The 24262-nt window shown below is 61.6% G+C and carries 17 protein-coding genes; 6 read left to right on the forward strand and 11 right to left on the reverse strand.

Annotated features, from left to right (window positions below; genetic code table 11):
• Window positions 1-64: 64 nt before the first annotated feature.
• The 5 genes from Enr13x_RS36065 to Enr13x_RS36085 all read right to left on the reverse strand — a co-directional run bounded on the left by Enr13x_RS36065 (window position 65) and on the right by Enr13x_RS36085 (window position 7465).
• Complete coding sequence (locus Enr13x_RS36065) at window positions 65-3064, reverse strand: DUF1549 domain-containing protein (RefSeq protein ID WP_145391767.1); 3000 nt, start codon at window positions 3062-3064, stop codon at window positions 65-67.
• A 280-nt stretch (window positions 3065-3344) separates the two neighbouring features.
• Window positions 3345-4448 (reverse strand): NAD(P)-binding domain-containing protein, encoded by a 1104-nt coding sequence (locus tag Enr13x_RS36070; protein WP_145391768.1) that lies wholly within the window; start codon window positions 4446-4448, stop codon window positions 3345-3347.
• A 40-nt stretch (window positions 4449-4488) separates the two neighbouring features.
• Window positions 4489-5250 carry a glucosamine-6-phosphate deaminase gene (nagB, locus tag Enr13x_RS36075; protein ID WP_197455630.1) on the reverse strand — a complete coding sequence of 254 codons (762 nt, stop codon included), beginning with the start codon at window positions 5248-5250 and terminating at the stop codon, window positions 4489-4491.
• Window positions 5247-6662: an HD domain-containing protein gene (locus Enr13x_RS36080; RefSeq protein ID WP_231743992.1), complete on the reverse strand. Its 1416-nt coding sequence runs from the start codon at window positions 6660-6662 to the stop codon at window positions 5247-5249. The genes nagB and Enr13x_RS36080 overlap by 4 nt, the downstream gene beginning before the upstream one ends.
• Window positions 6659-7465, reverse strand: coding sequence for a hypothetical protein (locus Enr13x_RS36085; protein WP_197455631.1), 807 nt, complete (start codon window positions 7463-7465; stop codon window positions 6659-6661). The genes Enr13x_RS36080 and Enr13x_RS36085 overlap by 4 nt, the downstream gene beginning before the upstream one ends.
• A 270-nt stretch (window positions 7466-7735) precedes the next feature.
• Here Enr13x_RS36085 and Enr13x_RS36090 point away from each other — a divergent pair, with 270 nt between their 5' ends.
• Window positions 7736-8242 carry a tRNA (cytidine(34)-2'-O)-methyltransferase gene (locus Enr13x_RS36090; RefSeq protein ID WP_145391769.1) on the forward strand — a complete coding sequence of 169 codons (507 nt, stop codon included), beginning with the start codon at window positions 7736-7738 and terminating at the stop codon, window positions 8240-8242.
• A 16-nt stretch (window positions 8243-8258) separates the two neighbouring features.
• Here the strand turns inward: Enr13x_RS36090 and Enr13x_RS36095 are convergent, their stop codons facing one another.
• Window positions 8259-9395 (reverse strand): tetratricopeptide repeat protein, encoded by a 1137-nt coding sequence (locus tag Enr13x_RS36095; RefSeq protein ID WP_145391770.1) that lies wholly within the window; start codon window positions 9393-9395, stop codon window positions 8259-8261.
• A 384-nt stretch (window positions 9396-9779) separates the two neighbouring features.
• Here Enr13x_RS36095 and Enr13x_RS36100 point away from each other — a divergent pair, with 384 nt between their 5' ends.
• Window positions 9780-11237, forward strand: a complete 1458-nt coding sequence (locus tag Enr13x_RS36100; protein ID WP_145391771.1) for an Hpt domain-containing protein — start codon at window positions 9780-9782, stop codon at window positions 11235-11237.
• Window positions 11238-11248: 11 nt separating this feature from the next.
• On the opposite strand, the gene Enr13x_RS36105 is transcribed toward Enr13x_RS36100, so the two are convergent.
• The 4 genes from Enr13x_RS36105 to Enr13x_RS36120 form a co-directional block, all read right to left on the reverse strand.
• On the reverse strand, window positions 11249-12736 hold the full coding sequence (locus Enr13x_RS36105) for a sigma-54-dependent transcriptional regulator (protein ID WP_145391772.1): 1488 nt from the start codon (window positions 12734-12736) through the stop codon (window positions 11249-11251).
• Complete coding sequence (locus Enr13x_RS36110) at window positions 12729-14237, reverse strand: sensor histidine kinase (RefSeq protein WP_231743993.1); 1509 nt, start codon at window positions 14235-14237, stop codon at window positions 12729-12731. Before Enr13x_RS36110 ends, Enr13x_RS36105 begins: the two co-directional genes overlap by 8 nt.
• A gap of 121 nt (window positions 14238-14358) precedes the next feature.
• Entirely contained in the window at window positions 14359-17124 is a 2766-nt protein-coding gene (locus Enr13x_RS36115; protein ID WP_145391773.1) for a serine/threonine-protein kinase, read from the reverse strand.
• The gene (locus tag Enr13x_RS36120; RefSeq protein WP_145391774.1) at window positions 17114-17746 is read right to left on the reverse strand and encodes a sigma-70 family RNA polymerase sigma factor; all 633 of its coding nucleotides are present in this window, start codon (window positions 17744-17746) and stop codon (window positions 17114-17116) included. Before Enr13x_RS36120 ends, Enr13x_RS36115 begins: the two co-directional genes overlap by 11 nt.
• A 550-nt stretch (window positions 17747-18296) precedes the next feature.
• Between Enr13x_RS36120 and Enr13x_RS36125 the strand changes: the two genes are divergently transcribed.
• Complete coding sequence (locus tag Enr13x_RS36125; protein ID WP_145391775.1) at window positions 18297-18515, forward strand: hypothetical protein; 219 nt, start codon at window positions 18297-18299, stop codon at window positions 18513-18515.
• Between the two features lie 137 nt (window positions 18516-18652).
• Here the strand turns inward: Enr13x_RS36125 and Enr13x_RS36130 are convergent, their stop codons facing one another.
• A complete protein-coding gene (locus Enr13x_RS36130) occupies window positions 18653-20137 on the reverse strand; it encodes a sulfatase family protein (protein ID WP_145391776.1) in 1485 nt (494 codons plus the stop codon).
• Between the two features lie 333 nt (window positions 20138-20470).
• Here Enr13x_RS36130 and Enr13x_RS36135 point away from each other — a divergent pair, with 333 nt between their 5' ends.
• From Enr13x_RS36135 to Enr13x_RS36145, 3 genes are read left to right on the forward strand one after another with little or no spacing between them, the layout of a single operon-like run.
• The gene (locus Enr13x_RS36135; RefSeq protein WP_145391777.1) at window positions 20471-21388 is read left to right on the forward strand and encodes a calcium-binding protein; all 918 of its coding nucleotides are present in this window, start codon (window positions 20471-20473) and stop codon (window positions 21386-21388) included.
• Window positions 21389-21418: 30 nt separating this feature from the next.
• Complete coding sequence (locus Enr13x_RS36140) at window positions 21419-22162, forward strand: RNA polymerase sigma factor (RefSeq protein WP_145391778.1); 744 nt, start codon at window positions 21419-21421, stop codon at window positions 22160-22162.
• Window positions 22149-24230, forward strand: coding sequence for a hypothetical protein (locus Enr13x_RS36145; RefSeq protein ID WP_145391779.1), 2082 nt, complete (start codon window positions 22149-22151; stop codon window positions 24228-24230). Before Enr13x_RS36140 ends, Enr13x_RS36145 begins: the two co-directional genes overlap by 14 nt.
• Window positions 24231-24262 lie beyond the last annotated feature (32 nt).

A 24262-nucleotide genomic window follows, 5' to 3' on the forward strand; every position in this document is an offset into this window, starting at 1 on the left:
GCGACAGAGAATTTGGTTGTGGGCAGGAAGCAGAAGTGACGAAAGGATTGCCACGGATGGCAAATCAATCGAGATACATCATCGCACTCGCATTCAGGACGACTCGGCAAAGCGTTTCCAGACCGTGTTCGGTCAGCAGTTCGGTTAACGGACCACGTTCCGTCTCATTCGCGTCCCTGCCCCAGGCGAGCCGACATGCCAGTCGGATGGCTTCGTCGTCCGTCGTTGTTTCGGCGGACAACCGACTGGAAAATCGTTTCGACATCGCTTCGACGAGCCGGTTGTTCCACTGGGCAAGCGCCTGCAGCGCGGTGGTCGATTCATCGCGACGCGCAATGCTGATCGATGGATCGGCGCAATCGAGTGTCGTCAACATCGGCTGCGGTTGCGACCGCACCACGAACCGATAGATCGTGCGCCGGTGCGATGCGGGGTCGTTCGGATCGTGGAGATCGTATTCATAGTGCGGCGAGTGCTGGGGTCGCTCGATGACAAAGTCCTTGAAGCTTGGACCGCCGCGATCCCCCGTGCGAAGCGTGCCGCTGACGGCCAACACCGAATCGCGAAACTCCTCGGCCGTCAGACGGCGTCGATTGAACCGCCACAACCCGTCGTTGCTCGCATCGATCGTCAAATTCGTTCGCGTGACCTCCTGTAAATCGTCGACAAAGGAAGCGCGACGGTAAGCTTTCGTCGCGACCAGTTCGCGGACGATTGACTTGATCGATTGGTCGGGATCGTCACGCAGCCGCGCCGCCAACAGATCCAGAATTTCGGGATGCGTCGGCAACATCCCCATCCGGCCGAAATCGTTCGGCGTGCCGACCAGCGGCTTGCCGAATGTCCATTGCCAAATCCGATTCGCGATCGAACGCCAGATCAGCGGATTGTCGTTGCCAGTGACATAGTGTGCCAACGCGGTCCGCGCCTCCGCTTCATCATAGCTTTCGTCATCGACAAACCGCGACGGGCCACCGGGCCATAATTCCGGCGCCCCCGGAAGCATTCTGGCCCCCGGTGCCTGCAAGTCACCGCGATGAAGAAAGTGGATCGCCCGCACCGCCCCCTCGGTCGGAACAAACTTGCCCTGTTTCGGAAAATCGGTGGCCACCGCGTACACGAACTGCCCTGCGGGAATGGTTTTCAGCTCTTGTTCGATCGCAGCCAAACGTTCCTTCCATTGCTCGATTTGTTGCTGGTATTCGGGCGTGGTCGCCGCGGCAACGATCGCACGGCGTTGCTCACGAAGCTGTTTCCACTGCTTGGCCTCGGCTTCGTCAAGCGACTGCCGATGGTACGTTTCATCGACCAGAAACCCGGCTGACCAGCGGGCGTTGGGCGGAATCTGGTCTGACGCGTTGACTTCGGCTCCCACCGCGACGTTGGTACCGTCGCCGTTTTGAAGCACGCGCAATTCGCCCAGTGCCAAAATAAAATCGTTGCGTCGCTCGGCAAGTTTGGTCGCCGTCACACGGACGATTCGTACCGCTTGGTTGCCGACTTCGATGTTGACCGGCGAGGCTTCCGGATTCGCAAAGTCATCGGCGGTGTGATCGAAGAGGGTGACGGCGTTCTGGTCGGTCAGTGTTGCTTCCGCGGTCACGTCAACTTTGAATCGAACGGGAAATCCAAACCCGGCACCGATGTTGTTGAAGTCGTCGTAGCAAGCGACCAGCTCGATTCGATCGATCGGTTTGGGCGTTCCCAAATCCACTTCGACCCATTTGACAACGTCGGCGCGTGCGGCGATCTGGCTGTGAAAGCCATGTTGCGGCGGAGGCGGGAATTGATTCGCCCGTTGCGTCAACGCGTCCAGCTGTGGATCGATCGCGGCGGCTTGTTTTGCCACCTTCTGCTCGAACGCTTTTTTCGCCTCGTCACGCTCGCGAGTGATGGCATCGCGCTGATGTTCCAACGCCTGCTTTTGGCGCTGTTGATCGGACGAGAGCCCGGCGTAAACGCGATTGGCGCGGTCGACCCCGGCGAACACGGCATGGACCCGATAGTAGTCCTCACTTTCGATCGGATCGAACTTGTGATTGTGACATTGCGCGCACTGAATCGTCGTGCTCTGAAACACGTTGAACACGGCCGCGGCCATCTCGTCACGATCCAGATGCTTGGCGATTCGACCGTCCAACTTGCCTTCGCCGACTTCCACATGGGCAATCAAATCCCAAGGGCCCGCCGACAAAAAACCGGTGGCCACGATCCCTTCGGAAGGGTCGTCGGCCAACACGTCGCCGGCGATCTGCTCGCGAGCAAACTGCCCAAACGGCTTGTCCGAATTGAAACTCTTGATGACGTAATCACGATAGGGCCAGGCGTTGTTTCGCGGCTGGTCTTTGTCATAGCCGTGCGTTTCGGCGTAGCGTGCGATGTCCAACCAATGCTGCCCCCATTTCTCGCCAAACTCGGGCGCCGCGAGCAAGCGATCGACCAAGTCCCGCCAGGCTTTCGTCGAATCGATGCGGGACTGCGCGACAAATGCATCGACCTGCTGGGGCGTCGGAGGCAACCCGCTTAAGTCATAGGTGACTCGCCGGATCAGGGTGACGGGGTCCGCCGGCGGCAGCGGATTCAGGCCCTGCCGGGCCAGGTTTGCGTCGATCCGTTCATCGACGATCGTCCGGAGCGTTCCCTCGGCGCCGGCAACGATCGGCTCGAGCGACCACCATTGGCGATCGGCAATTTTCAACGGCTGGATCTGATAGTCGGGCGGCAAGATCGCCCCGGCATCGATCCAGGCTCGAATCGCCGTGATCTCTTCGGCAGTCAGGGGGTCGGAGTCCTTCGGCATCTCGGCCCGCCCGTCGCTCGGCGAGATCAATTCGACGAGATGGCTGGATTCCGCCTCAGAAACCTCGACGTATCCGCCGTCGATCAATCGCTGTGGATCGACCATCGACAACCCGCCACCGGTCTTTTGATCGTTGTGACAACTCAAGCAACGGCGCGCCAAAACGGGGGCGACCGAATCGACAAACGGATCGTCTGCGTCGGCGACTTGCCCCGCGACGATCGCGAACAGACACGTCAGCAGCGGCATCAATTTGGGGCGCATGGCATCAAGGTTTGCGGGAAGCAATCGGAGCGCGGCGCCTCATTGTAGCAGCAACCGTCGGGCGTGCTGTGATGAACGTTCCCGGGCTCCGCCTGGGAACCAGTCGCAGTGGGGTAAGCATCCTGCTTGCCACCCCCGCCGGCTCCGCCGGCGAACGTATGAGGCGGAGCCTCCGAAACATCGTGTCCCCAGGCAGAGCCTGGGAACAAGTCTTGAGCCTCCTCATACTCAGCCCTTTGGCATGCACAGCATGCCCGACACGCCCAACGACTGACCGCGTTTAACTCTCCGGTTGCGTCATGATTTGATCGCGGTACTGCAGCGGTGCCGAATCGATGTGTCGGCCCGACAGATGGGCGACGATCTTGTCGACGTGATCGTGGCAGTTTTCCAAGAACGTCTTGTACTTGCTGCTCTGTGTTCCCGCCGTTGCGGTTCCCGCGATGTAAATGCCCGGCACATTCGTCTGCATCGTGTTTTCATCGTAAGTCGGTCGCTGCATCGATTCGGACAATTCGATGCCGGCCGTTCGCATCAACGTCTTGTCCTGCTCATACCCGATCAAACTCAACACGTCGTCCGCCTTGACTTCTGCGATGGAACCGTCGTCGATCGATTTCAGTTGAACGCACTCGCTGGAGATCTGAACGGGCAGTGTGCCGGTAAAATCAGCGATCCGGCCGGCCGCCAACAGCCCCTTGATCTCGGGCAGCAACCAATACTTGATGTGGTCTTCGGGCAATTCCGAACCCCGATAGCTGAGCGACACGTTGGCACCGGCATGATGCAATCGCAATGCCGCTTCGATCGCGCTGTTTCGCCCGCCGATGATCAGCACGTTGCGGCCAAAATAACGATGGGTCTCGCGCAGGTAGCCATCGACGTGGGGCAGATCCTCGCCGGGAATCCCCAGCTTTTTCGGAAAATCGGTTCCGCCGATGGCCAAGACCACCGCCTCGGCCGACCAGACGGTCGGCCGTCCGCCCGGCTTGGTCGTCACGGCGAACCGACCGCTGCCCTGGCCCGAGTTCTGCTCGTCGCGGGTAATGTTCACCACCGGGCAATGGGTGTGAACCCGAATTTCGAATTGGGTCGCCACGCCGCGCAGGTACGTCAGGTACTGTTCGCGGGTTGCCTTGGTCTGGTCGCTGGTCAGCAGCGGAACACCGGCGATCGCGATCCGCTCGTTGCTGCTGAACCAGCGTGTTTGGGGAGCCCACCAGGAGATCGTGTTGCCGATCGAACCGGCATCAAACAGTTCGAACTCGATGCCGCAGCGACGCAGCGCGACGGCGAGTTCCAATCCGATCGGTCCGGCACCCACGATCGCCACACGGGTCGAACGGGCGTCGTCGGGGGATGCGGTGGGTTGCGGATTGGACATTTTTCATTCGGTTCTGTAGTGGGACAAGCGTTCGGCGTGATCAATCCAAACGCAGCCCGCCGGCGGCGTCTTGATCCAACACAACGGTCACGTGGTCGTGGTTTCGCAACAGCGATGCGGGATGCGATTCGTCGATCGGCCCCTGCAACATCGCTGCGACGGCATCAGCCTTTCCCGCCCCGGTGGCCAGCAAGACGATCTGGCGGGCATCGAGAATGGTGGCGATTCCCATTGTGATCGCGTGGCAAGGCACATCGTCGATGGCGTCAAAAAAGCGGGCGTTCTTTTCGATCGTCTCCGGCGTCAGGTCGACTTGACGGGTCCGACTGTCGCGCGGCGATCCGGGTTCGTTGAAGGCGATGTGCCCGTTGTGCCCGAGCCCCAGCAATTGCAGATCGATTCCACCGGCCGACTCGATCATTGATTCGTATTTGGCGCAGTGCGCCGCGACATCGGCGGCACATCCGTCGGGGACGAAGGTCCGAGCGGGATCGATGTTGACGTGATCAAACAATTGCTCGTTCATGAACGCACGAAAGCTCTGCGGATGGTCGCCGTCGAGCCCGATGTATTCATCCAAGTTGAAGGACGTCACACCGCTCAAGTCGACCTGGCCGCTGCGGTTCATTTCGATCAACTGACGATACGTCTGCACCGGCGTGCCGCCGGTCGCCAATCCGAGCACACTGTCCGCTTTGCCACGGACCTGCGCCGCGATCAGATCGGCAACCAGGCGCGACGCTTGCTCCGCATCGGCTTTGACGATCGTTTCCATCCCATTGATTTGCACGGTTTGAATCATACCCCTTCACTTTCAGTTTGGCTGACGCACCGGATCAGCAACTCGGACCAATGTTCTAACGTCGGATAGTGCGTACGCAACGCTTCACGTAGATCGGGCCGCACGAACACGCGGACCCGTTTGACGACATTATCAAACTGCTGGCGGGCGAGCACCGCCGCGACCGGCGAAACCTCGCCCAAGGTCGCCGCGTGGCCATCGGCGAACAGTACCGCCGTGTTGATGTCGACTTCCAATTTCACCGGCGGTGCATCGATCAGCACATCCGCCGCCGCCACCGCCACCCCCGTTTGACGACTCAGTTGTTCCGCCACACGCTCACACAACGCGACCAGCCACCAATGATGGCGGCGGGCCAACCGCTGATGAATCACTTCCCCCGACAGCACGCTGAACTCGGCGACGCGTTTGAACAATTGACGGCGGGCACCAAACAGCCCCTCGATCATCGGCTCGGCCAAACTGCCTTGGCCGGTCCGACGCAACAGCGAGATCCATTCGGCATCGGCCAGCTTGAACGTGGCGTTGAGATCCAATCGGTTGTGAAGCAGAAACACGCTCCGCTGCAGCATCGCGGTCGCCGATCGCACGGCGTGATGCCAATACACTTCGCTGAACATGATGTAGCGCGCAAAGACCATCATTTCGGCAGCCGTACGGCCTTTTTCGCCGACCGCCAATCGCCGGGTCGACGGATCAACCACCAGGGATGAAATCAGCCGACCGGCGTCGAAGTTGCGGCCGTAGTCCACCCCGCAATGCAGACTGTCACGCTGCAAATAATCCAGCTTGTCGATGTCGATCGGCCCGCTCAAACAACTGGCCAAAAATTGGAACCCGTCGTCGCTGCCTCGGTCGGAATCGCTGTCTCGGTCGGAATCGCCGTCTCGGTCGGATGCCACGTCATTCTGCGGGCCGACCAACAGCCGCTGCACATCCGCCGCGTCGCACTTCCAATCCTGGTCGATGCATTCGGCCAATTCGCCTTCGCGGATCAATTGACCGACCCGATGTTCGTGTCGGGCCACCGAGTCCAACTGCATGTCTTCGATCGGGTGGCAAAACGGCCAATGGCCGAGATCATGCACCAGCGCCGCGACGAGAAACGCGTCACCGTGCCGATCGTCCAGCCAACGCGATGCGAGCCGATCGCCGCGGAATCGGGCCAAGAATCGCAACGCGTTTTGGTAGACGCCCAACGTGTGTTCCAAACGCGTGTGCATCGCGCCCGGATAGACCAGCGACACCATTCCCAGTTGGCTGATCCCGGCCAATCGACGCAGCGCGGCGGTGTCCAGTATCCGCCGCACACGACGCGACAACGGGACAGAATCCGATGGCGGGATTCGAACCAGAGACCCGGAATCGGCGCCGGCCCGATGCAACAGATCAAGTTCGGGTAGATCGTTCACGACAGGCTTGCCAAGGGCGAGCGTGGAACCGTGGTGTCGGTGGCGGTCACCGGTGACGATTCAAACGCGGACTGCGAAACCTCCGGATCCAAATAGCGATCCATTTCACCGGGCTCGCCGGCGAGCGTCACGCCACTGGTAAACGCCAGCAAGACGATCACGATGAAATACAGCCCCGCGTGAATGACGCCGTTGAAAAACTCCAACTCAAACGTCCCCGCCGACGCCAGGGCGCCCAGGGCGATCATCACACAGAGCGTGATGCCGAACACCGTCCATGACATTTCAGACGGCGCGTTCAATTCAAAGACATACGACGGCACAAACGCATACACCACCCAGATCACCGCAAAGATCGCCGAACAAATCAGCACACGGTTTCGCAGCTCCGGACCGACGTACGGTTCGCGTTCTTGGTCATACAAAAACGTGTAGCCGGACCAGACCAAGGGCGGCGCCAACAGCACCAGCCCCGCCAACTGGGCCCAAAACGGTGCCGTACCATTTTCACCGGTGAATCGAAACACCAACGCAAAGCCGAACACTGCAACGATCGATCCGATGGAAATCAGCAGACCACTCTTGGTCACGTCTGTTTCCTTGCGTTGGATCGGTTTCAGGACGCTGACGCCCTTGCTGTCCTTCGGTGCCCCATCGGTCGGCGCGTGGATGACGACTTGCTCGTCCGCCTTGGGGATTTCGATCGGCTTCTTGCAATTCGGACACGGCCCGGTTTTGCCGGCGAATTTGTCGCTCACCTGGAATCGTTTCAGACAGTGGCGACAGGTAACTTGGATCGGCATGAATGCAATTCTCTGCCAGCGGTTGCACTGGCACGGACGAACCGAACGGAGAGGGGACAAAAAAACGTGACGCCCGGCTGAAAAACGCGGGTAATCTGTCATGATCTAGGGACAGTTTGTCACGCCAACAAGGCCCTTTGCAACCCTTCCGCCCCGATCGGGCATCAAATGTCGCACTGCCGCCCGCACGCGGTCGACGCCGGTGCCGCATCGGTTGCCTTGCCAACAGTCCATCGTCACCACACCTCCTTGACGGGCGCTGGAGCCCCAATGTCCGAGCCGACTCCCCCTCCCCACCCCGCCGCCCCGGTCGCCCACGTCGTGCTGTACCAACCGGAGATCCCTCAAAACACCGGGAACATCGGGCGGACTTGTGTGGCCGTCGGTGCAAAATTGTGGATCGTCCGCCCGGCCAGCTTCGATTTCAGCGATAAACGCGTCCGCCGCGCCGGGCTGGACTACTGGAAACACCTCGACCTTCAAGCGGTCGACCAATGGAGCGATCTGGTCGACGCGCTACCGCCCCGGCGGATGTTTTTCTTTTCCCGATTCGCCACGCGGTCGATCTGGGACGAGACCTTTCAACATGGGGACAGCTTTGTGTTTGGCCGCGAAACGAGCGGGTTGCCGCGCGAAATCGTCGGCCCCGATCACCCCCATGCCCTGCGTGTGCCGACCACCGGCAACGTCCGAAGTCTGAATTTGGCGACCACCGTCGGAATCGTGCTGATGGAACAACAACGCCAATTGATCGCCGGATCGTCATCGGCCTCTTGATCGCATCACCCCGCTGTCACCGCGAGGGTGAAAATCGACGGATCAACCCGCGAATCCAGTTCGACTTGGGACGCGGTGTCGCTTCCGGATGGGTCGACGGACCGCCGCCTTCCAACTCGGCAAGCGTCGTCGGCCGCGGCAAACGCCCCTCCAACACGGCCTTGATCTTTTCCATCACGAACTGATTCGTCGTATCGTCGGTGCGGATCGACAAGGCGTGCTCCAGCGTCTTGCGGGCAATCTCCACTCGACCGTCCAGCAAGTAGGCGATGGAAAGATTGCCCAACAATTCGATGTCATCGGGAGCCAACGCGACCGCTTTCTCACCCGTCTGACACGCCCGCTCGGTGTCGCCACCGGCCAACAGCACACCGGCAAGCTCCTTGTAAATGATCGTCTGGGGCTCATCGACCACCTCCAAGGCGCGCTCCAAGGCCAGAATCGCACGGGGGATTCGGTCCACCGCGTGCCAAGCCTTGCCGAGCAGAAACCAGACACGCCAGGCATCGTCTCGCTGGCTGACCAATTGCTGCAGCCGTCCGATCGCCTCGCGAATCGACTGTTGCACCTCCGCCGATGGCGGCGGCTGCCCCGGGTGCCGCATGTTGCCCAACACCACGTCGGCAGATTTCCGGAACAGTTCCTCCGCGGTCTCGTGCAACCGGGCACTGTAAAGCAATTGCCCGGTCTGCTTGTCGCGATAAACGTCGACTCGCTCTTCACGCCGGACAAACTCGAGCCGGTTGCGAACCTCGTCAGCCGACATGTGTTGCAGTGTCGGCCCCGCATCGGGATCCCAGCTCTCCGGAGCGACCACCACACCGGATTCATTGCCGGCCAGACTGGCGATCAAATTCCCCTTGTACTCCATCAACTGCAGCCAGTCGCAGGGGGGATGCATGGTTTGGTGGTGCGCATCGACCAAAACCATGTCCGGCGCGTCTTCGTCTCCGCAGAGCCCCATCAACAGCAACTTGTCCCGAAACAGTTCGGCATCGCGCGGCGACATGAAACTGGCCTGCGTCAACTCGCCATCGCCGAACGACATCGCGTTGGGAGCGATCGTGTGGAAATCCGACGCGCCGCCGTCGAGACAACGATCCAAGGCGTCGTTGCGAATCACCACTGCCGTGCCTTCAAGTAACACCGGCATGGTTTCCCTCACGATAAAAACCGATGAATCGTCTCCTCCATGGCCAAACGTTCATGATAGCGATTCAATTACGCGGGAACAAATCCATCCCCACCGCAACCTCATCATCGGCACAACCGCCATCGCTGCTGCCACACACACACACGGAGATTGACGCACCACAAATAGTCAATCTGGTGGTGATTCAGCGAAGACTGGGTTATCGACCGAAAACGAAACATCCGATGAAAGGAGAGACGAATCGTCAACGGCTGAGACGAATTCCGGTCAATCGAACAACGGTACACCACCGCTCGGTGGAGGGCCGACACCTACCAAAACGATTCCAGTGGTAGTTTCTTCGATCAGTGAAGTCGCCTCGATGAAACAAAATCATGAATCACGATGCCGAAATTCTACGCACGCCTGCCGATCCGAATTCGCCTGCCGCTGACGCTGGTCTGTCTGCTGACAGCCACGGTGCTGCTGGCCGATTGGATCGGGCTGTTGCCCGACAGCCGAAAACAGCTCGCCCGGGGACGTGTTTCGTTTTGTGAATCGCTGGCCGCCGCCGGCACCGCGATGGTCGCCGACGGAGATTCACGAAGCTTCGAATCGGTCGTCACCGCGCTGGTCGAGCGAAATCGCAGCCTCCGCTCGGTCCGATTGATCGACCCTGACGGCAACACCACGTTTCAAACCGCCGGGCACCCGCACGACTGGTCGCCGCTGCCCCAAGATCGTGATTCGAATTTCACCATCCCGATCTTTCGTTTCGGAAAACCTTGGGGGAACCTGCAGCTCGCGTTCACCGACCCCGCAGCCGAACTCGCCGCGTCACGCTACGGGGTCTGGGGACTGCTCGCCTTCTTGATCCCGATCAGCCTGCTCCAATACGCGTGGCTGCTGGAAACCATGCCGCCCTCACCGACACCCGCAGCCGGACCACCGGCAGCCGATCGCGAACCACCGACCTGCAACGCGGACGGTGCCGGCGAACGCCCCACTCCGCTATCCACTGCGTCGCGATCCACTGCGCCGCTCGTCCCCGAAGTGTCTGCACCCGGCGACGACAGATCCAGCGACGACACGCTGAAAGACTACCGATCCAGCGACGACACGCTCAGAGTCGGCCACCTCGAACGCCGCGGGCCCGAAGTGCCGCCGAGCGGACCGCCGATCCACACCACGCTGCCGATCGATGATGAAGAAATGCGTTGCATCGTTGTCAACTTCGTCGATCGCCTCGATGGCCGGCTGAGCGGCATGCAAGACGCACTGGATCACGCCGACTTCCAAACCTTGCGCAGCGAAGCCCACTGGCTGAAAGGCTCCGGGGGAACCGTCGGATTCGGCGATTTCACGATCCCGGCCAGGGAACTTGAGCACGCCGCCAAAGACCAGGACAGTCAAACGGCGCTGGACATCCTGCAACAGATCCATTCCATCCGATCACGCATCGTCCCCCCCGCTCCGCCCAGCGAACACCCAGAGCCGAGTGCCCCCCTACCGCCCAGCTCGGCGGCCGACGATCACACGCCCATCGAGTGCACGCTTCCCCTGGACGATGACGACTACTTGGCCATCGTGGTCGACTTCCTGGAACAGCTCGACGTGCGGCTGATGGGCATGTTATCGATGGTCCAAACCAAATCCTTTGACGAACTGGAAAACGAAGCCCATTGGCTCAAGGGTTCCGGCGGCACCGTTGGATTCCCAATCTTCACCGAACCCGCACTCGTGCTGATGAACGCGGCGCAGGGCCGGAATGTTCGGCAATGCCAAGAAGCGCTGCGCGACGTTTTAGCGATTCGCCAACGCCTGGTCGTGCCGCAGACAGCCCCCGCGACGCCCGCCGAATAAGCGCCGCACGGTCACGTCCCACCGGCCGCATCGACGTCGCTGATCCCATAGTGACGTAGCTTTTCCCGCAGCGTGCCACGATGAATGCCCAGCCGGTCTGCCGCCGCGGCACGACTGCCTGCGGTCGACTGCAGCGTCAAACGAAGCAGCGTGGGTTCGACCGCGGCAATCAAGTCGGCGTGCAGGGTTGTCAGCGCGTCCCCTGCCGCGTCCCCGTCTAGCCGGTCCTTGCACCACGCCGCCACGGCATCGGCCAATGCGGCTTCGGGCCTCTGCGGCTCGCTCGGCTCGCGACCGAGTTGTGGGTCCGGAAAATCGTCGATCGTCAGTGAACGGCCACGCGCCACGACGGCGGCGTGCTCCACGGCATTACTCAATTCGCGAACATTGCCATACCAGGGCCGTCCGGCAAGTTTCTCGATCAATGCCTCGGACAAAGATTCCGCTGCCGATTCGTTGCCCAGTCGTGACAAAAAATAGCGGCACAGCACCGCGATGTCTTCCAATCGTTCACGCAGCGGAGGCAGATGGATGTGCAGCCCGCTCAGACGATAATAAAGGTCCTCGCGAAACTGCCCCAATCGCATCGCTTCGTGAAGGTCTCGGTTGGTCGCGGCCAGAACCCGAACGTTACACCGCCGCGGATGAACGTCCCCCACCCTCAAGTATTCACCTTGATCCAACACCCGCAACAACTTGACTTGCACCCCGATCGGCAGATCACCGATTTCATCCAAGAACACCGTGCCTCCTTCGGCGCGATCGAACAGCCCCGGCCGATCGGCATCGGCGCCGGTAAAGGCGCCTTTGACGTGACCGAATAACTCGCTTTCGACCAAGTCTTCATTCAACGTCACCGGCGCGATCGGCAGATACACCTCTTTGGCACGGTGGCTGTGCCGATGGATGGCCGCGCCGACCAATTCTTTTCCGGTCCCGGTTTCCCCCGTGATCAAGACCGACAGATCGCTGGCGGCGACCAAGGCGATCTGCCGAAACGCCTGCTGCATCGCCGGCGAGCTGCCGACCAAACGGTTTTCTCGCTGATCTTTTCGCACGACCGGCGCGGGAGCCGAACGTGACTTGGACGTTGACAGTGCGACCTGACAGACACGGCGGGCATCGTCCAGCCGAAACGGTTTGACCAGATAATCACTGGCCCCGCGCTGAACGGCCGCGACCGCGGTTTCCAGATCGCCGAACGCCGTCATCACGATCACCGGACAACCGCCGCTGGCCTCGATGAATTTGGGCAACGCCGAAATCCCATCCTCCTTCGGCAACCGCACATCCAACAGGACAAGATCCGGGCGCTCGGTCGCGGCAAGCTGAAGTCCCTCTTCGGCCGAGGATGCCGTCTTGACGGTGTGCCCCTGGTCGGACAACAGACGCTCAAACGCCCAGCAAATCGAAGGTTCGTCATCCACGACCAGGACGGTTGCGCGATCCGTCGACGACGCCTCCTCCTCGGGACGCTGCGGTTGATCACGATCACTCATTCGGCTGACTCTCCTGTGTGACGTTCACGGCCAAATCGAACGTCGTTGTCTCTGACTCACGCCGCCAACGGATCGACCCGCCCAGCGATTCGGCCGTCCGTTTCACCAGCGGCAACCCCAGCCCCAGGCCTTCGGGTTTGGACGTGACGAAGGGATCAAACAGTGTCTGCGAAACCGATGGGTCAACGCCAGGCCCATTGTCGGTGACCGACACGACACATCGATTCGGCCGATCCAAACCGGCGCTGACTGCGATCTTGGTCCCGGCCTGCATCGCGTTGAGCACCAAGTTGGACACCGCGGCCGAAAACGACGCCCCGTCCTTGACGACCACGGTCTGCGTCGACGCATCGATCGACCAAGCCAATTCCACGCGAAGATGATCGGCAATCGGTTGATGCGTCGAACGCACATCGTCCAAACACGCGCCGACCCGCTGTGGTCGATCCCTCGAATCTTGCCCACGACCGAATGCGAGCAATCGGTCGACGTACTCTTCGGCGATCTCCAACTGTCGAAGCGCCACGCGGACTTCCTCGTCCGGCATTTGATCCAGTTTCCCTTGATGCAGCTCCATCGCCATCTTGGCACCGGTCAGTGTGTTGCGAAGCTGGTGAGCCATCCCGCCAGAAATCTGGTGCAACAGTTTGGCGCTCTGTTGGCGGTTGATCTGCTCCCACAACGCGGTCAGCTGATCCGCCATCGCGCTGATCGCTTTGGCCAGCCGTCCGATCTCATCGGGCCCCGCGTCGGAAAGTTCCGATTCAAAATCACCGGCGGCGATCCGATCGACTTGAGTTTCCAGTCGCTTCAGTCGGCCGATCAATCGCGAGGTCAGCAAGAACATCAGCACGCTGACCACGGCAATCGTGGACAGCCCCGTCAACAGCGGCAACACGGCCGCCCGCCTGGCGACCGCATCGACGTTTTGCTTGGCGAATAAGACGACAATGGCCGATGCTCGGCCGCTGCCGGCACCCGCCCCGCGACGATGAAACGCAAACGCAAAAAACGGGGTCGATCCAAGCACCACGTCCACCGGAGCCTGCGTGGGGCCGCCGGCGGCGGCCCCCGCGGTCCCGCCGGCAAGCGATGCGCTCAGCAACTCATCGAGCGACTCATCCAGCGACTCATCCAGCGATTCGCCCAGCGATTCGCCCAACCGCAGGGCCGCCGTGGCGGTCGTCTCCCGCGGCAACGTCGATGACAGAACCGCTCCCGATTGGTCGACGGTGATCCATTGCGTTCCGGTCAATTGCGAGAGCGAGTGCAGCACCGGCGGGGTCAGCGGAAACGTGGATGTTCCGATCGCCGATTCGATCCAACGGTAGCGTTCGGTCATTTCCTCCATCGCCCAACGACGGCCCAACGTCCACGATGTCCAAGCGACGCCGATCGCGGCGAGCGTTGCGGCCACCACCAATGGCGTCAGAATGCGGGTGGTCAGTGAATGATGCGTCAGCACGTTGAATGAACGGTCGCGTTGGGAGGCGTTTGGCACGACCGCCATCATAAACGCATCGGCCGGGTTGCTGTGACCCGCCGTCCAGGCGGTCCGTCACGCCGCCCTGCCGCTAAGTCAAGAAGCGACTTACCCCAAAATGGCTCCCCCTCGCCCCCGCTCAACGCCCCCGGCGCACGTCCCATTTTTGACGAATCTGCAGGGCTGCTCCCCGCGCCGCTTCGGCCGCATCGGTCTCCTGCATCGCCGTCGAGGTTTCGGCAACTTGATCGTAGAGCCTGGCGAGCATGCCCCAGGCCATCCGATTGTCGGAGCGGAGTCGGGCATAGGTTTCGAGGTCTTCGACCGCTTGCTCGGCACTCGCCCTTGACTGATCCAATCGCCCGATTCGGAACAGGGCTTGCGCGTGCTCGCGGAGCGCCATGGCGCAAAGAAAGTGATACGCGGGGACGTCGGGAAAGTTGCTGGTCAACGAGCGATAGATGTGGATCGCCTGATTCAAGTACGCAATCGCGGCGTCCGAATCGGAACGATCGACCAACTGTCCCATCGTCTTGAGCGCATCGGCCAGCGTCACCTTGTAGCGAGGAATCGCGGGATACGCGTCACTTAAATTGCGGGCGATCTTGATCCCACGCTGAAGTTGGGCGATCTGTTCCTGGGAATCATCCGACCGGCGCGAACGCCGAACCGTTGCGGTCAAGATTTCCGCCAGCTCGCACTGATAGTCGGGCACCTGTGGATGTTCCAGCACCAACTCGTCCAGGATGGCGATTCCGGCGGACTTGACATGGTTTCGCTCATCGCTGTTGCGATCCGAAGCAAACGGGTAATAGGCCCGATAGGCTCGCGCCAGGGCCAACTGGTAACTCAAATGATCGGGTTCGCGATCGACCAGCGTCTCCAGGATCGAGACGGCTGTGCGATGGCTGCGTTTCGCATCGTTATGGTGAAACATCAACCATTGCGATTGGCCGAGGTTGCTGAACGTCCGCGCCAATTCGGCTTGACAGGACGCCGGGTCTTTCTGGGCCTGCGCGATCAGGGCGTCCCGCGCCAGCAGGAACTGCTGCTCCGCTTCAACGAACCGGCTGGTCGAATGTTTAACCAGCCCCAATTGATTGAGCACCTTGGCCTTGATCAACACCAACGACGTGTCATCACCGGCATCTTGTTGATCCAGAATCTGCAAACAGCGAACGTACGCGCGTTCTGCTTTTCCGTACTTGCCCAACCGCTGATAAATGTCGCCGGCGCGTTTGTGGACACGCGCCGTGTCGCGTTGCAGCCGAGGGCTGGGCGCGTTGTCGACGGCGAATCGATCATAAAACCGAATCGCGTCTTCCATCAGCGACGCGTTGTGATCGGAAACCAACAACTGAAGCTCGCCGGGTGCGGGATCATCGGGACCGGGTTCCAGATCGGCCGGACGGGCCATCCAACTGGATGTGAAACGCCCCAGGATCTGATCCATCGATTCCAAGGCAACGATCAGATTGGTTTCGGCCCGATGCCGCTCTTGCACCGCTTCACGCCACTTCGAACTGACCAGAACGAACGACGTGCCGATCACGACCGCCAACGTGCCGACCAACGAAGCGGCCAAGGGATCGCGACGCGCCCATCGCACCATCCGCCCGATCCCGCCGATCCGCCTGGCACGCACCGGACGCCTCTTGATGAACCGCGTCAAATCGTCGGCCAACTCGCGTCCGTTTGCATAGCGTTGCTCCGGCCGCAACGCCATCGCTTTGAGGACGATCGCTTCCAGATCCCTGGGAATGCGTGGTCGCACTTCACGCGGCTTTTGAAACTCACCGCGCAGAATCCGGTCCACCACCCCGGCCTTGCTGCCGGCGACGAACGCCGGTTGCAGGGTGATCAGTTCGTACAGCGTCACCCCCAGGCTATAGAGATCGCTACGCGTGTCGTGTTTGCCGCCGAGCTGCTCGGGCGCCATAAACCGCAGCGTCCCGGCGATGTCGTTTCGGTCCACCGACGGGGCTTGCTGGAGTGCCGTCGCGAGCCCGAAATCGGTCACCCAAACCGTCCCGTTCGGGTCGATCATCAAATTGCTCGGCTTGATGTCTCGGTGCAGCACGCCTTGGCTGTGTGCGTAGTGAATCGCGTCGGCGACCTGGACCCCGATATTCGCCGCGCGTCGAAAACTGGAGGTGATCGCCGCGCCCAATCCCGGCTCCCCCGCCGCCGAATCCGGCTCCGGCTCCGCGGCGATGTGGGGAAGCTCGCCTTCGCGATGGCCGAACCATCGGCCGCGCCGGATCGAGCGGTCGCTGCCGGAGTCCGCCGTGCTGCCGGCCCCCAGACGCCAGGCATGCGTCTCATCGGCGGAAAGGTCGCGACGCGGCCGAATCTTGGCCTGCTCGATGATTTCGTCCAGCCCGATCCCATCGATTCGCTGCATCACAAAGTAGTGCAGTCCGGCATGATGGCCGACGCCAAACACGGGCACGATGTTGTTGTGGTGCAACCGCGCCGCCGTCTTGGATTCGCGCGAAAACCGCTCCAGCTTGCGGGCCTCTCGGAGCATTTGCCGGGGAAAAACCTTGACCGCCACACGCCGCTGAAGACTTTGCTGCTCGGCTTCATAGACCACCCCCATCGCACCGCGGCCGATCTCGCGAATGATGTGATAGTCGCCCAGCTCCTGCGGCGTGTCGATTTCAATGTCATAGGGATCGGCGGTCGAAGACAACGTGTTCTCTTTGAACTTTTCCAACGCGATCATGACCGGAAATTGCAGACGAATCTGATCGGCCAATTCCGGATGGGCGCGGGCGTATTGGTCCGTCGTCACCTGTTCCCCGCGGCGCCGGCGTTCCAGCAATTCTTCGCCGAGTGCCTCGACCGGATCACGAATCTCCGCCTGATCATCGTCACGGACGTGCGTCGAGTCATGATTCATCGAGGAACCCGGGGATTTCTTGAAGCACTTCGCGGAGCCGGGTGAGCGCCCGCATGTAACGGTTACTGGCGGCCGCTTCCTTCAGCCCCAGCACCTCGGCCACTTCGCTGTTGCGCAGTTCTTCGAAGTGCCGCAGGGCAATCACCTCGCGGTCGATTTCGTCCATCCCCTCGAGAGCCATTTCGATCTGCAGAACCAACTCGGCATGCATCGCCAACTGGCTCGGCGAAGCCAAGGCGGACGCCAATTGCAACGCCATCGACGCCGACGTCGCCGCCAACAACTGCCGGTTGATCCCGACCTCTTGCTTGATATCTCGCATCTCCGCCTTCAAATGACGGCGATGGACGTCGATCAGCCGCTGGGTCGTCAATTGGCGGAGCCAGACATAAAACGACAACTGCGGACGCCGCAAGTAATGCCGCATCCGTTGATGGGCATCGATATAAACCTCTTGCAAAATGTCCGACGCATCTTCGCGGCCTCGCAAACGACGGTCCATTCTAAACTCAAGCATCCGTTTTAAACGCTCTCGGTGAATCGAAAACAGCTCCACAAAGGCATGCTCTTCGCCGGACTGCAAACGCTCGACGAGCTCTTCGTTGAAGCCGCTGCCCGGCATCTCGGTCCCCTTGAAACGGATTGAAATCGGATTTTACACCACGCCACGGCCGATCGCCGCGAATGTCTCAGCCGCGACAGCGGTCTGGCAGCCCACTCCCGCGGCCTGCCACCACCACTTTCCTGAACAATCCGAGCAGAATCTTGGTCGGTTTGGGCGCCACAGTAGGCGATCGTTGCGTTTCAAGTCGAACCGAAAATCCAATGCGGTGTGTTTGCCGGACAAGTTTGCCGGACATGTTTGCCGGACAAGGGCGTCCCCTGACTTTCACGTCCCCCCGACTTCTCATTGTAACCCTGGAACACCGGCCACGGTCGCCGCTGAGTTTTCGCCACGACCGAGACATTCGTCATCTTCCCACCGGGAATTGCGACTCTGCCGCCAGTCGGGTTTTCTACCCACCTTGCGGAACCGACCGAATTGCGACACGCTTAGATCCTGCGAGTCCGTGAAGAACTCGTGAAAATCGGTGTTCGCTCGGTGCCAAGTTGTCACCGATCCTGACGAACACTGAACGTTCAAACCACCAAAAATCCCACAGGGTGCCCAGATGCTACGCAAGTTCACCACCGCCGCTTTCGCTTGTGCATTGACCGTTTCGATGATCGGTTGCGAAAAACCCGCCGACACCACCGACACGTCCGCCGAAGAAGCGGTCGAAGTCGTCGTCGAAGAAACCGAAGAAGCGGCTGAAGCCACCGAAGAAGCGGTTGAAGAAACCGCCGAAGCCGCCGAAGAAGCTACCGAAGAAGAAGCCACCGCGGAGTGATCCGCCGGCTTGTTCTCCAGAGCACTTCTCTCGAGAACCCTGCGCTCACGCGAGCACGGTGATTCCAGCCGACCGAAAGCGTTGGCGCCCCGAGTCGCACGGTCCCCTGCCACCCTCCCGTTTCGAGGAGGGGCGTCTCAGCGAAACGGCTCCTCCCGCGGGGGCCAGGCATCGTAGTGGTCCGCCGTGTTGCCGGACCAATACGGCGATGACCCCCACAGCGGAACGGTCGGCAGCGACGCCTCCCATTTGCCCAGCAGCCCAAACAACTGCATCCGTCGCTCGGTTTCTCGATGCGACAAATCGTCCGACTCCCCGGCATCGCTCGCAACACGAAACAGTTCCGCGGGGCGATGCGAGGGGCGGACGAGCTTGTCCGCACCGTCCAACACAGCCGCCTGGCCCTGCAACCGCCAGTACAATCGTCGCGGCGGACCACCACCGCCATCGATCAATTGCGGCAACACGTCGATCCCGTCGTGCGCCCCCGCCAGATCGATCATGCGTTTTCGATTTCGCGCGTCTTCATGTGACATCGGTTTGGCCAGCGGCAGCGTCTGCGAACCCGCCGCAGCCATGAACGTGGGCAACAAGTCCAACGCGCTGACCACCGCGTCACAACGCCGCCCGGCCGCAATCCTGGCCGGCCACGTCCAAATCATCGGCACGCGGATGCCGCCCTCGCGGAGACAACCTTTGACACCCCGCAGCGGACCGTTCCAGCTGCCGTTGTTGGTCGCGCCCCCGTTGTCAGAAAAGAACACCAACAGCGTGTTGTCCCACTGACCGCTCTGTTCCAAATGCGCACGAATCCGGCCGACACCGCGATCGAGTGCGAACATCATCGCGGCATAGGTCTGCCGCTTCTTGTCCGGCAGATGCTCGAACCGCTCCAGATCCTCCGCCGTCGCATGCATCGGGGTGTGCGGCGCGTTGTACGAGAAAAACACGAACCAAGGTTTCTCCGGATCGGCGCGGTCTTGCTGCTGGATAAACCGCAGCCCCTCGTCGGTAAAAAAATCCGTCAGGTAGTCGCTGGAAAACGATTCAACCCGCGTCCCGTTGCGCTCGATCACATGCTTCATCGTCGCAGGAAAATAATGGTGGCTTCCCGTCAGCATGCCACAAAAGTGATCGAAGCCTCGCACGTTGGGATGGAACCCATTGCCCATCCCCAGATGCCACTTGCCGATCAGTGCGGTCGCATAGCCGGCGGCACGCAGGTGATCCCCCAGCGTTTTCTCGCTCGGCGGCAATCCCAACAATTCCGGCCGAGTCGCGTAGTTGGACGCCGCCGCGTTCAAGTTGCCTTCATAGCCAAACCGACGCGGATCACGGCCGGTCATCAAGCCCGCCCGCGAAGGCGAACACACCGAACTGGCGACGTACGCCTGAGTGCACAGCACGCCCGAATCGGCCAATCGATCCAAGTTTGGTGTGCGCAGCGTCTCGCTGCCCATGCACCCCATGTCGCCGTACCCCATGTCGTCGGCGAGAATCACGACGATGTTCGGACGCCCCGCCTCCTCCGCTTCCACCGGAACCGCGGAGGAGGCGGCCGCGCTCAAGACCATCGCGACAACCAAGCCGGACGCAAACCTCTCAAAACGGCAACAATTCATCGGACACTCGAATACACGGATCGCAGAAACAACGGTGACGAAACCAACAGCCTAATCGAAGCAGGCTCACGCCGCCGGCAGACACTGTCTCTGCCCTCCGGGCATCACGGTATCCCTCCGGGATGTCGATTCAGGACCAGCCGTTTGATGCGGGACCGACGGGCCGAGCCGTGAACGTGGCACCATCAATAAATCTAAAAATTTTCGTAAGCGCGGGCCGCCGGGTTGTCACTAACGGGGCACCGAAGCCGAACGTGTCGGCTTGTTGCTTTTCGTTTCCGGTTCGTTAGGGACGCTGCTGTGACTTCTCGAAATACTTCAACTCGTCGTTCTATGACCCCGCGCCGTCTGCGGGGCGAAACCCTTGAAACCCGCCGCGTGATGGCCGCCGCCGTCGACCTGTCTCCGGATGGCTTGCTGGTCGTCGAAGGCGACGCCGACAACAACCGCATCTGGGTCGCGCAAAGCCGCAGCGGCGAACGGCTGCGGGTCACGATCGATGGCCGCAGCAAAGATTTCCCGGCGGCCAACATCAGCCTGATGAAAATCTTTGCCGGCCCAGGCAATGACGCCGTCCGTGTTTCGCGGCGCGTCGAAATCCCCACCCAGATCTTCGGCGGCGAGGGCAACGACCGGCTCGCCGCCGGCAGCGGGCCGACCTTGATCGAAGGCGGCGACGGTCGCGACCGAATCCGCGGCGGCAAGGGGGTCAACGTGCTGTTCGGTGGCGCCGGCAACGACCGCATCGTCGGCGGGGCGTCGACCGACTACCTGATCGGCGGCGCGGGCAATGACATCTTGCGGGGCGGCGGCGGCGACGATTGGATCTTCGGGGACGCGACCAATTCGCTGCCCGAAGGCGAGACCGATCCGCTGGAATACGCCAGACGGACGATGGATGTGAATCGTGGTGACGACATCATCCATGGGGGCCGCGGCAACGACATGGTGTTTGCCGGGCACGGCAATGACCGGATTCGCGGAGGCGTCGGCAACGACTTCTTGCACGGTGGCGGCGGGAATGATCGCATCCGCGGCGAGCGTGGTGATGACGAACTGATCGGCGGCGAAGGCAACGATGATCTTCGCGGCGGCTTGGGGGCGGACGTGATCCGCGCCCGCGATGGAGAAGTGGACGTCATCTTTGCCGATCGACTGGATGAATTGTTCGTCGACGACATCGATCGCATCGTCCGCCGCGGGGACGGAGATTCCACGGAAGCGGGTGATGCACTGGCGGCGAGCGTCTAGAATGGCGGGCTAGCGACGGGCGGGAAATTCGTGGGTGAGCGTCCAGGCTGGCATGGCCGAGAGGACCGGCTGGAAGCCTACCCCACTAGGAAAACCGGCGTCACCCCTTTCCCCGGGACACCCGAGACGATCGAGCAGCAACGCCTCCCAACGCGCACCGGCATCGGCTCCGGCGACGGCAAGTCGTCGGAGCTTTCGGTCGTTGATGCAGACCTGATCGACGACCTGTTGGGCGGCAGCGGCGACGCCTGGGAAATGCTGATTGATCGCTATGGGGCGTTGGTCCGAAGCCGTGTGGCGGACGTCGCGGCCGCGTTTCAGCGACGGCGTGATTGGTCGACGATCGACGATGTGACGGCGGAAGTGTTTGCGACCTTGTTGGCTCGCGATGCCGCCGCCCTGCGGGCCTTTCGCAACCAAAGTAGCCTGGCGACCTACTTGGCCGTGATCGCCACCCGCGTGGCACGCCGCATGATCGCAAAACTGGTGCGTCATTCGCATGGACAAACGGACTCGCTGGACGGTTTGGACGGTGGGCCTTCGGCGGTCGATCCGGAATCGCTGCTAATCGACAGGGAAGAACGGGACCGGCTGCTGACGTTGGTCGATCGCCTGCCGCAGCGTCAAAAAGACTTGGTGGTCGCGTTTTACCGGGAGCAACAGACGTACGCAGAGATCAGTCACCGATTCGACATTCCGATCGGTTCCATCGGCACGACGCTTCGACGCGCCGAAGAAAGACTCCGGCAATGGATCGACGATGAAACCGAATAATTCCCTCAACCGAAAGACGCTCTTGCAGCTTGTTCGGCGACGACTGGATCGTGTCTCCGCGGTCGGAGCCGGTTCCGCCGATGTCCGAATCGAAGATCGCGACGGCGACGTCCTCGGTCGCGTCGTTCGTCAACTGATGCAGGAGTTGTCCCCCGACACGCCGCACCGGGCAGACGAAACCGGCAGCGCCCTCCCCGTCCCCCTGCATGACATCGCGGCCTACGTCGACGGCACGTTGGACGATCCGGAAAAAACGACGGCGATCACGGAAGCGGCAAGATCCGATCCGGGATTGATGATGGAAATTGTCGCGGCGATCCGCAGTCGCGGCGAAGCGAAAACGGTGGGGCTGGCGCCAGACCTGCGTTCCCGTCTGATCGCGTTGCAACAAACAAAGACGCCGTCCGCGGACACCGCGACGGTCGCAACGGAGCGGCCGCCATCGGATCGTCCCTCGACGCCGCCGTTGGTGCGGACGACCAAGCCCGCCGCTGCCGACGCGACGCGCGTCAACGGCGCCGCGATCGTGTGGTTCGCAACCGCCGCCGCGGTGTTGCTGGCGATCGGTTGGTGGGTCGGTTCGGGAATGAAACCGACAAACGATCCGATCGCCGAAGACGGCCAGCGGATCGAATCACCCGGACCGGTCGTTCCCGACCCAAACGACGACGCCGATCCATCGACCGGCCAGTTGGACAGGCAAGCTCCAATGCTGGCCGAGCATCCGGAATCCGAATCGTCCCAACAGCCTGACGTTGCTCCGATGCCTGCGATCGAGCCGCCTGCGGATCGCAAGCCGGCTGCCCCCTCGGACATCGCCGTCGCGCCGGATGTCCCAGCCGACGCGCCGAGGGTGGCGGTGGAATCCACACCCGATGGCACGCCCGACGACACGCCAACGCCGGGAACACCGAACCGCGAAACGCGCCCCATGGTGCCCCGGTTGCCGCAAAAGCTGGTCGCCCGGTGGAGCCAGATCGACGGCTTGTTGCTTCGCAGCGACTTGTTGCTTCGCCGTGAATCGTCGGTGGCGGCGGCCGATTCGTCATCGGACGAGTCCACGCCGGCAAGTGTGATGGTCGGCAGCGCGTTTGACTTGGCCGCCGAGGGTCCCGGCCGGGTGATGAAACTACAAACCCTTCCGCTGTGTCGCGCAACGGCCACGCTGGCCGGCGGCGGCGAACTGGTCATCGCCGCAGACACCGAACTGGAATTGACACCCGGCGGCACGATCCATCTGCTGCACGGTTCGATCGCATTGCTGGGGCTGAATGAAAACAGTGTCGTCCGGCTGGGCCGGAGCATCGCCAACAGCGTGTCGTTGCAGGGCGTTGCGTCGGACGGTCAAGGTGGCGGCGATGTGGTGGTGCGAAAAACGGTCACGGGAATGGAAGTCGATGTGACGGGAAAACCGGTGAAGGTCAACGAACAATCGGTCGCCGATTCGCGTTTGAAACTTGAGGGCCCCTTGCTTGCCGTGGAGCCGGTGGAAGAAGCGCCCGAGCGGCTGCCGCGTTGGACACGAGAGCGCGTGGACCGGATCGAAGTCGGGCGCAACGTGCTGGCCCAATTGAGCGAAAGCGAAGACGTTCGAGCCACCTTGATGCAAGCCCTGGCATCGGGCGCGGTGCGGGGTGACGCCGCCGCAACAGTGCGTGCCTGGCTGGTGGCGGCCAGCGGCGACCAACTGCTGCGGCTGATCGGCTCCCCCGATCCATTGCTGCGCGAAGCCGCCCTGCAACATCTGCGAACGGTCAGCCCGAACGACCCACGGCATCGGCTCTTGTGGCGCCGCCTGCAAGCGGGCGGCAAAAATGCCCGCACGTTCGCGACCGTGCGATCGTTCTTCGTCGACCTGTGGTCCGGCCGACGACCGAACGCGACCAAACGCGAACAGTTGCTGCGGATGCTGCAAGCCCCCGAACCGGCGGCGCGGGTGACGGCAAATTATTTACTTCGGTCGTTCTACGGCACCGGTCCGCGATTCGACTTGAATGCCTCGGCATCGGCGCGGACACGTGCGGCCAACGCCTGGCGGGCGGTGATCAACCGCGTGGATCAGCGGTGAAGTAGAAGGTGCGATTCGCCGTTCGACCCTCC

The sequence above is a fragment of the Stieleria neptunia genome, assembly GCF_007754155.1.
Classification (GTDB): Bacteria; Planctomycetota; Planctomycetia; order Pirellulales; family Pirellulaceae; genus Stieleria; species Stieleria neptunia.

Excerpts from the sequence above, each read along its gene's own strand:
- Enr13x_RS36065 (WP_145391767.1), bottom strand. The coding sequence starts at position 3,064 with ATGCGCCCCAAATTGATGCCGCTGCTGACGTGTCTGTTCGCGATCGTC.
- Enr13x_RS36070 (WP_145391768.1), bottom strand. The coding sequence starts at position 4,448 with ATGTCCAATCCGCAACCCACCGCATCCCCCGACGACGCCCGTTCGACC.
- nagB (WP_197455630.1), bottom strand. The coding sequence starts at position 5,250 with ATGATTCAAACCGTGCAAATCAATGGGATGGAAACGATCGTCAAAGCC.
- Enr13x_RS36085 (WP_197455631.1), bottom strand. The coding sequence starts at position 7,465 with ATGCCGATCCAAGTTACCTGTCGCCACTGTCTGAAACGATTCCAGGTG.
- Enr13x_RS36090 (WP_145391769.1), top strand. The coding sequence starts at position 7,736 with ATGTCCGAGCCGACTCCCCCTCCCCACCCCGCCGCCCCGGTCGCCCAC.
- Enr13x_RS36095 (WP_145391770.1), bottom strand. The coding sequence starts at position 9,395 with ATGCCGGTGTTACTTGAAGGCACGGCAGTGGTGATTCGCAACGACGCC.
- Enr13x_RS36100 (WP_145391771.1), top strand. The coding sequence starts at position 9,780 with ATGCCGAAATTCTACGCACGCCTGCCGATCCGAATTCGCCTGCCGCTG.
- Enr13x_RS36105 (WP_145391772.1), bottom strand. The coding sequence starts at position 12,736 with ATGAGTGATCGTGATCAACCGCAGCGTCCCGAGGAGGAGGCGTCGTCG.
- Enr13x_RS36115 (WP_145391773.1), bottom strand. The coding sequence starts at position 17,124 with ATGAATCATGACTCGACGCACGTCCGTGACGATGATCAGGCGGAGATT.
- Enr13x_RS36120 (WP_145391774.1), bottom strand. The coding sequence starts at position 17,746 with ATGCCGGGCAGCGGCTTCAACGAAGAGCTCGTCGAGCGTTTGCAGTCC.
- Enr13x_RS36125 (WP_145391775.1), top strand. The coding sequence starts at position 18,297 with ATGCTACGCAAGTTCACCACCGCCGCTTTCGCTTGTGCATTGACCGTT.
- Enr13x_RS36130 (WP_145391776.1), bottom strand. The coding sequence starts at position 20,137 with ATGAATTGTTGCCGTTTTGAGAGGTTTGCGTCCGGCTTGGTTGTCGCG.
- Enr13x_RS36135 (WP_145391777.1), top strand. The coding sequence starts at position 20,471 with ATGACCCCGCGCCGTCTGCGGGGCGAAACCCTTGAAACCCGCCGCGTG.
- Enr13x_RS36145 (WP_145391779.1), top strand. The coding sequence starts at position 22,149 with ATGAAACCGAATAATTCCCTCAACCGAAAGACGCTCTTGCAGCTTGTT.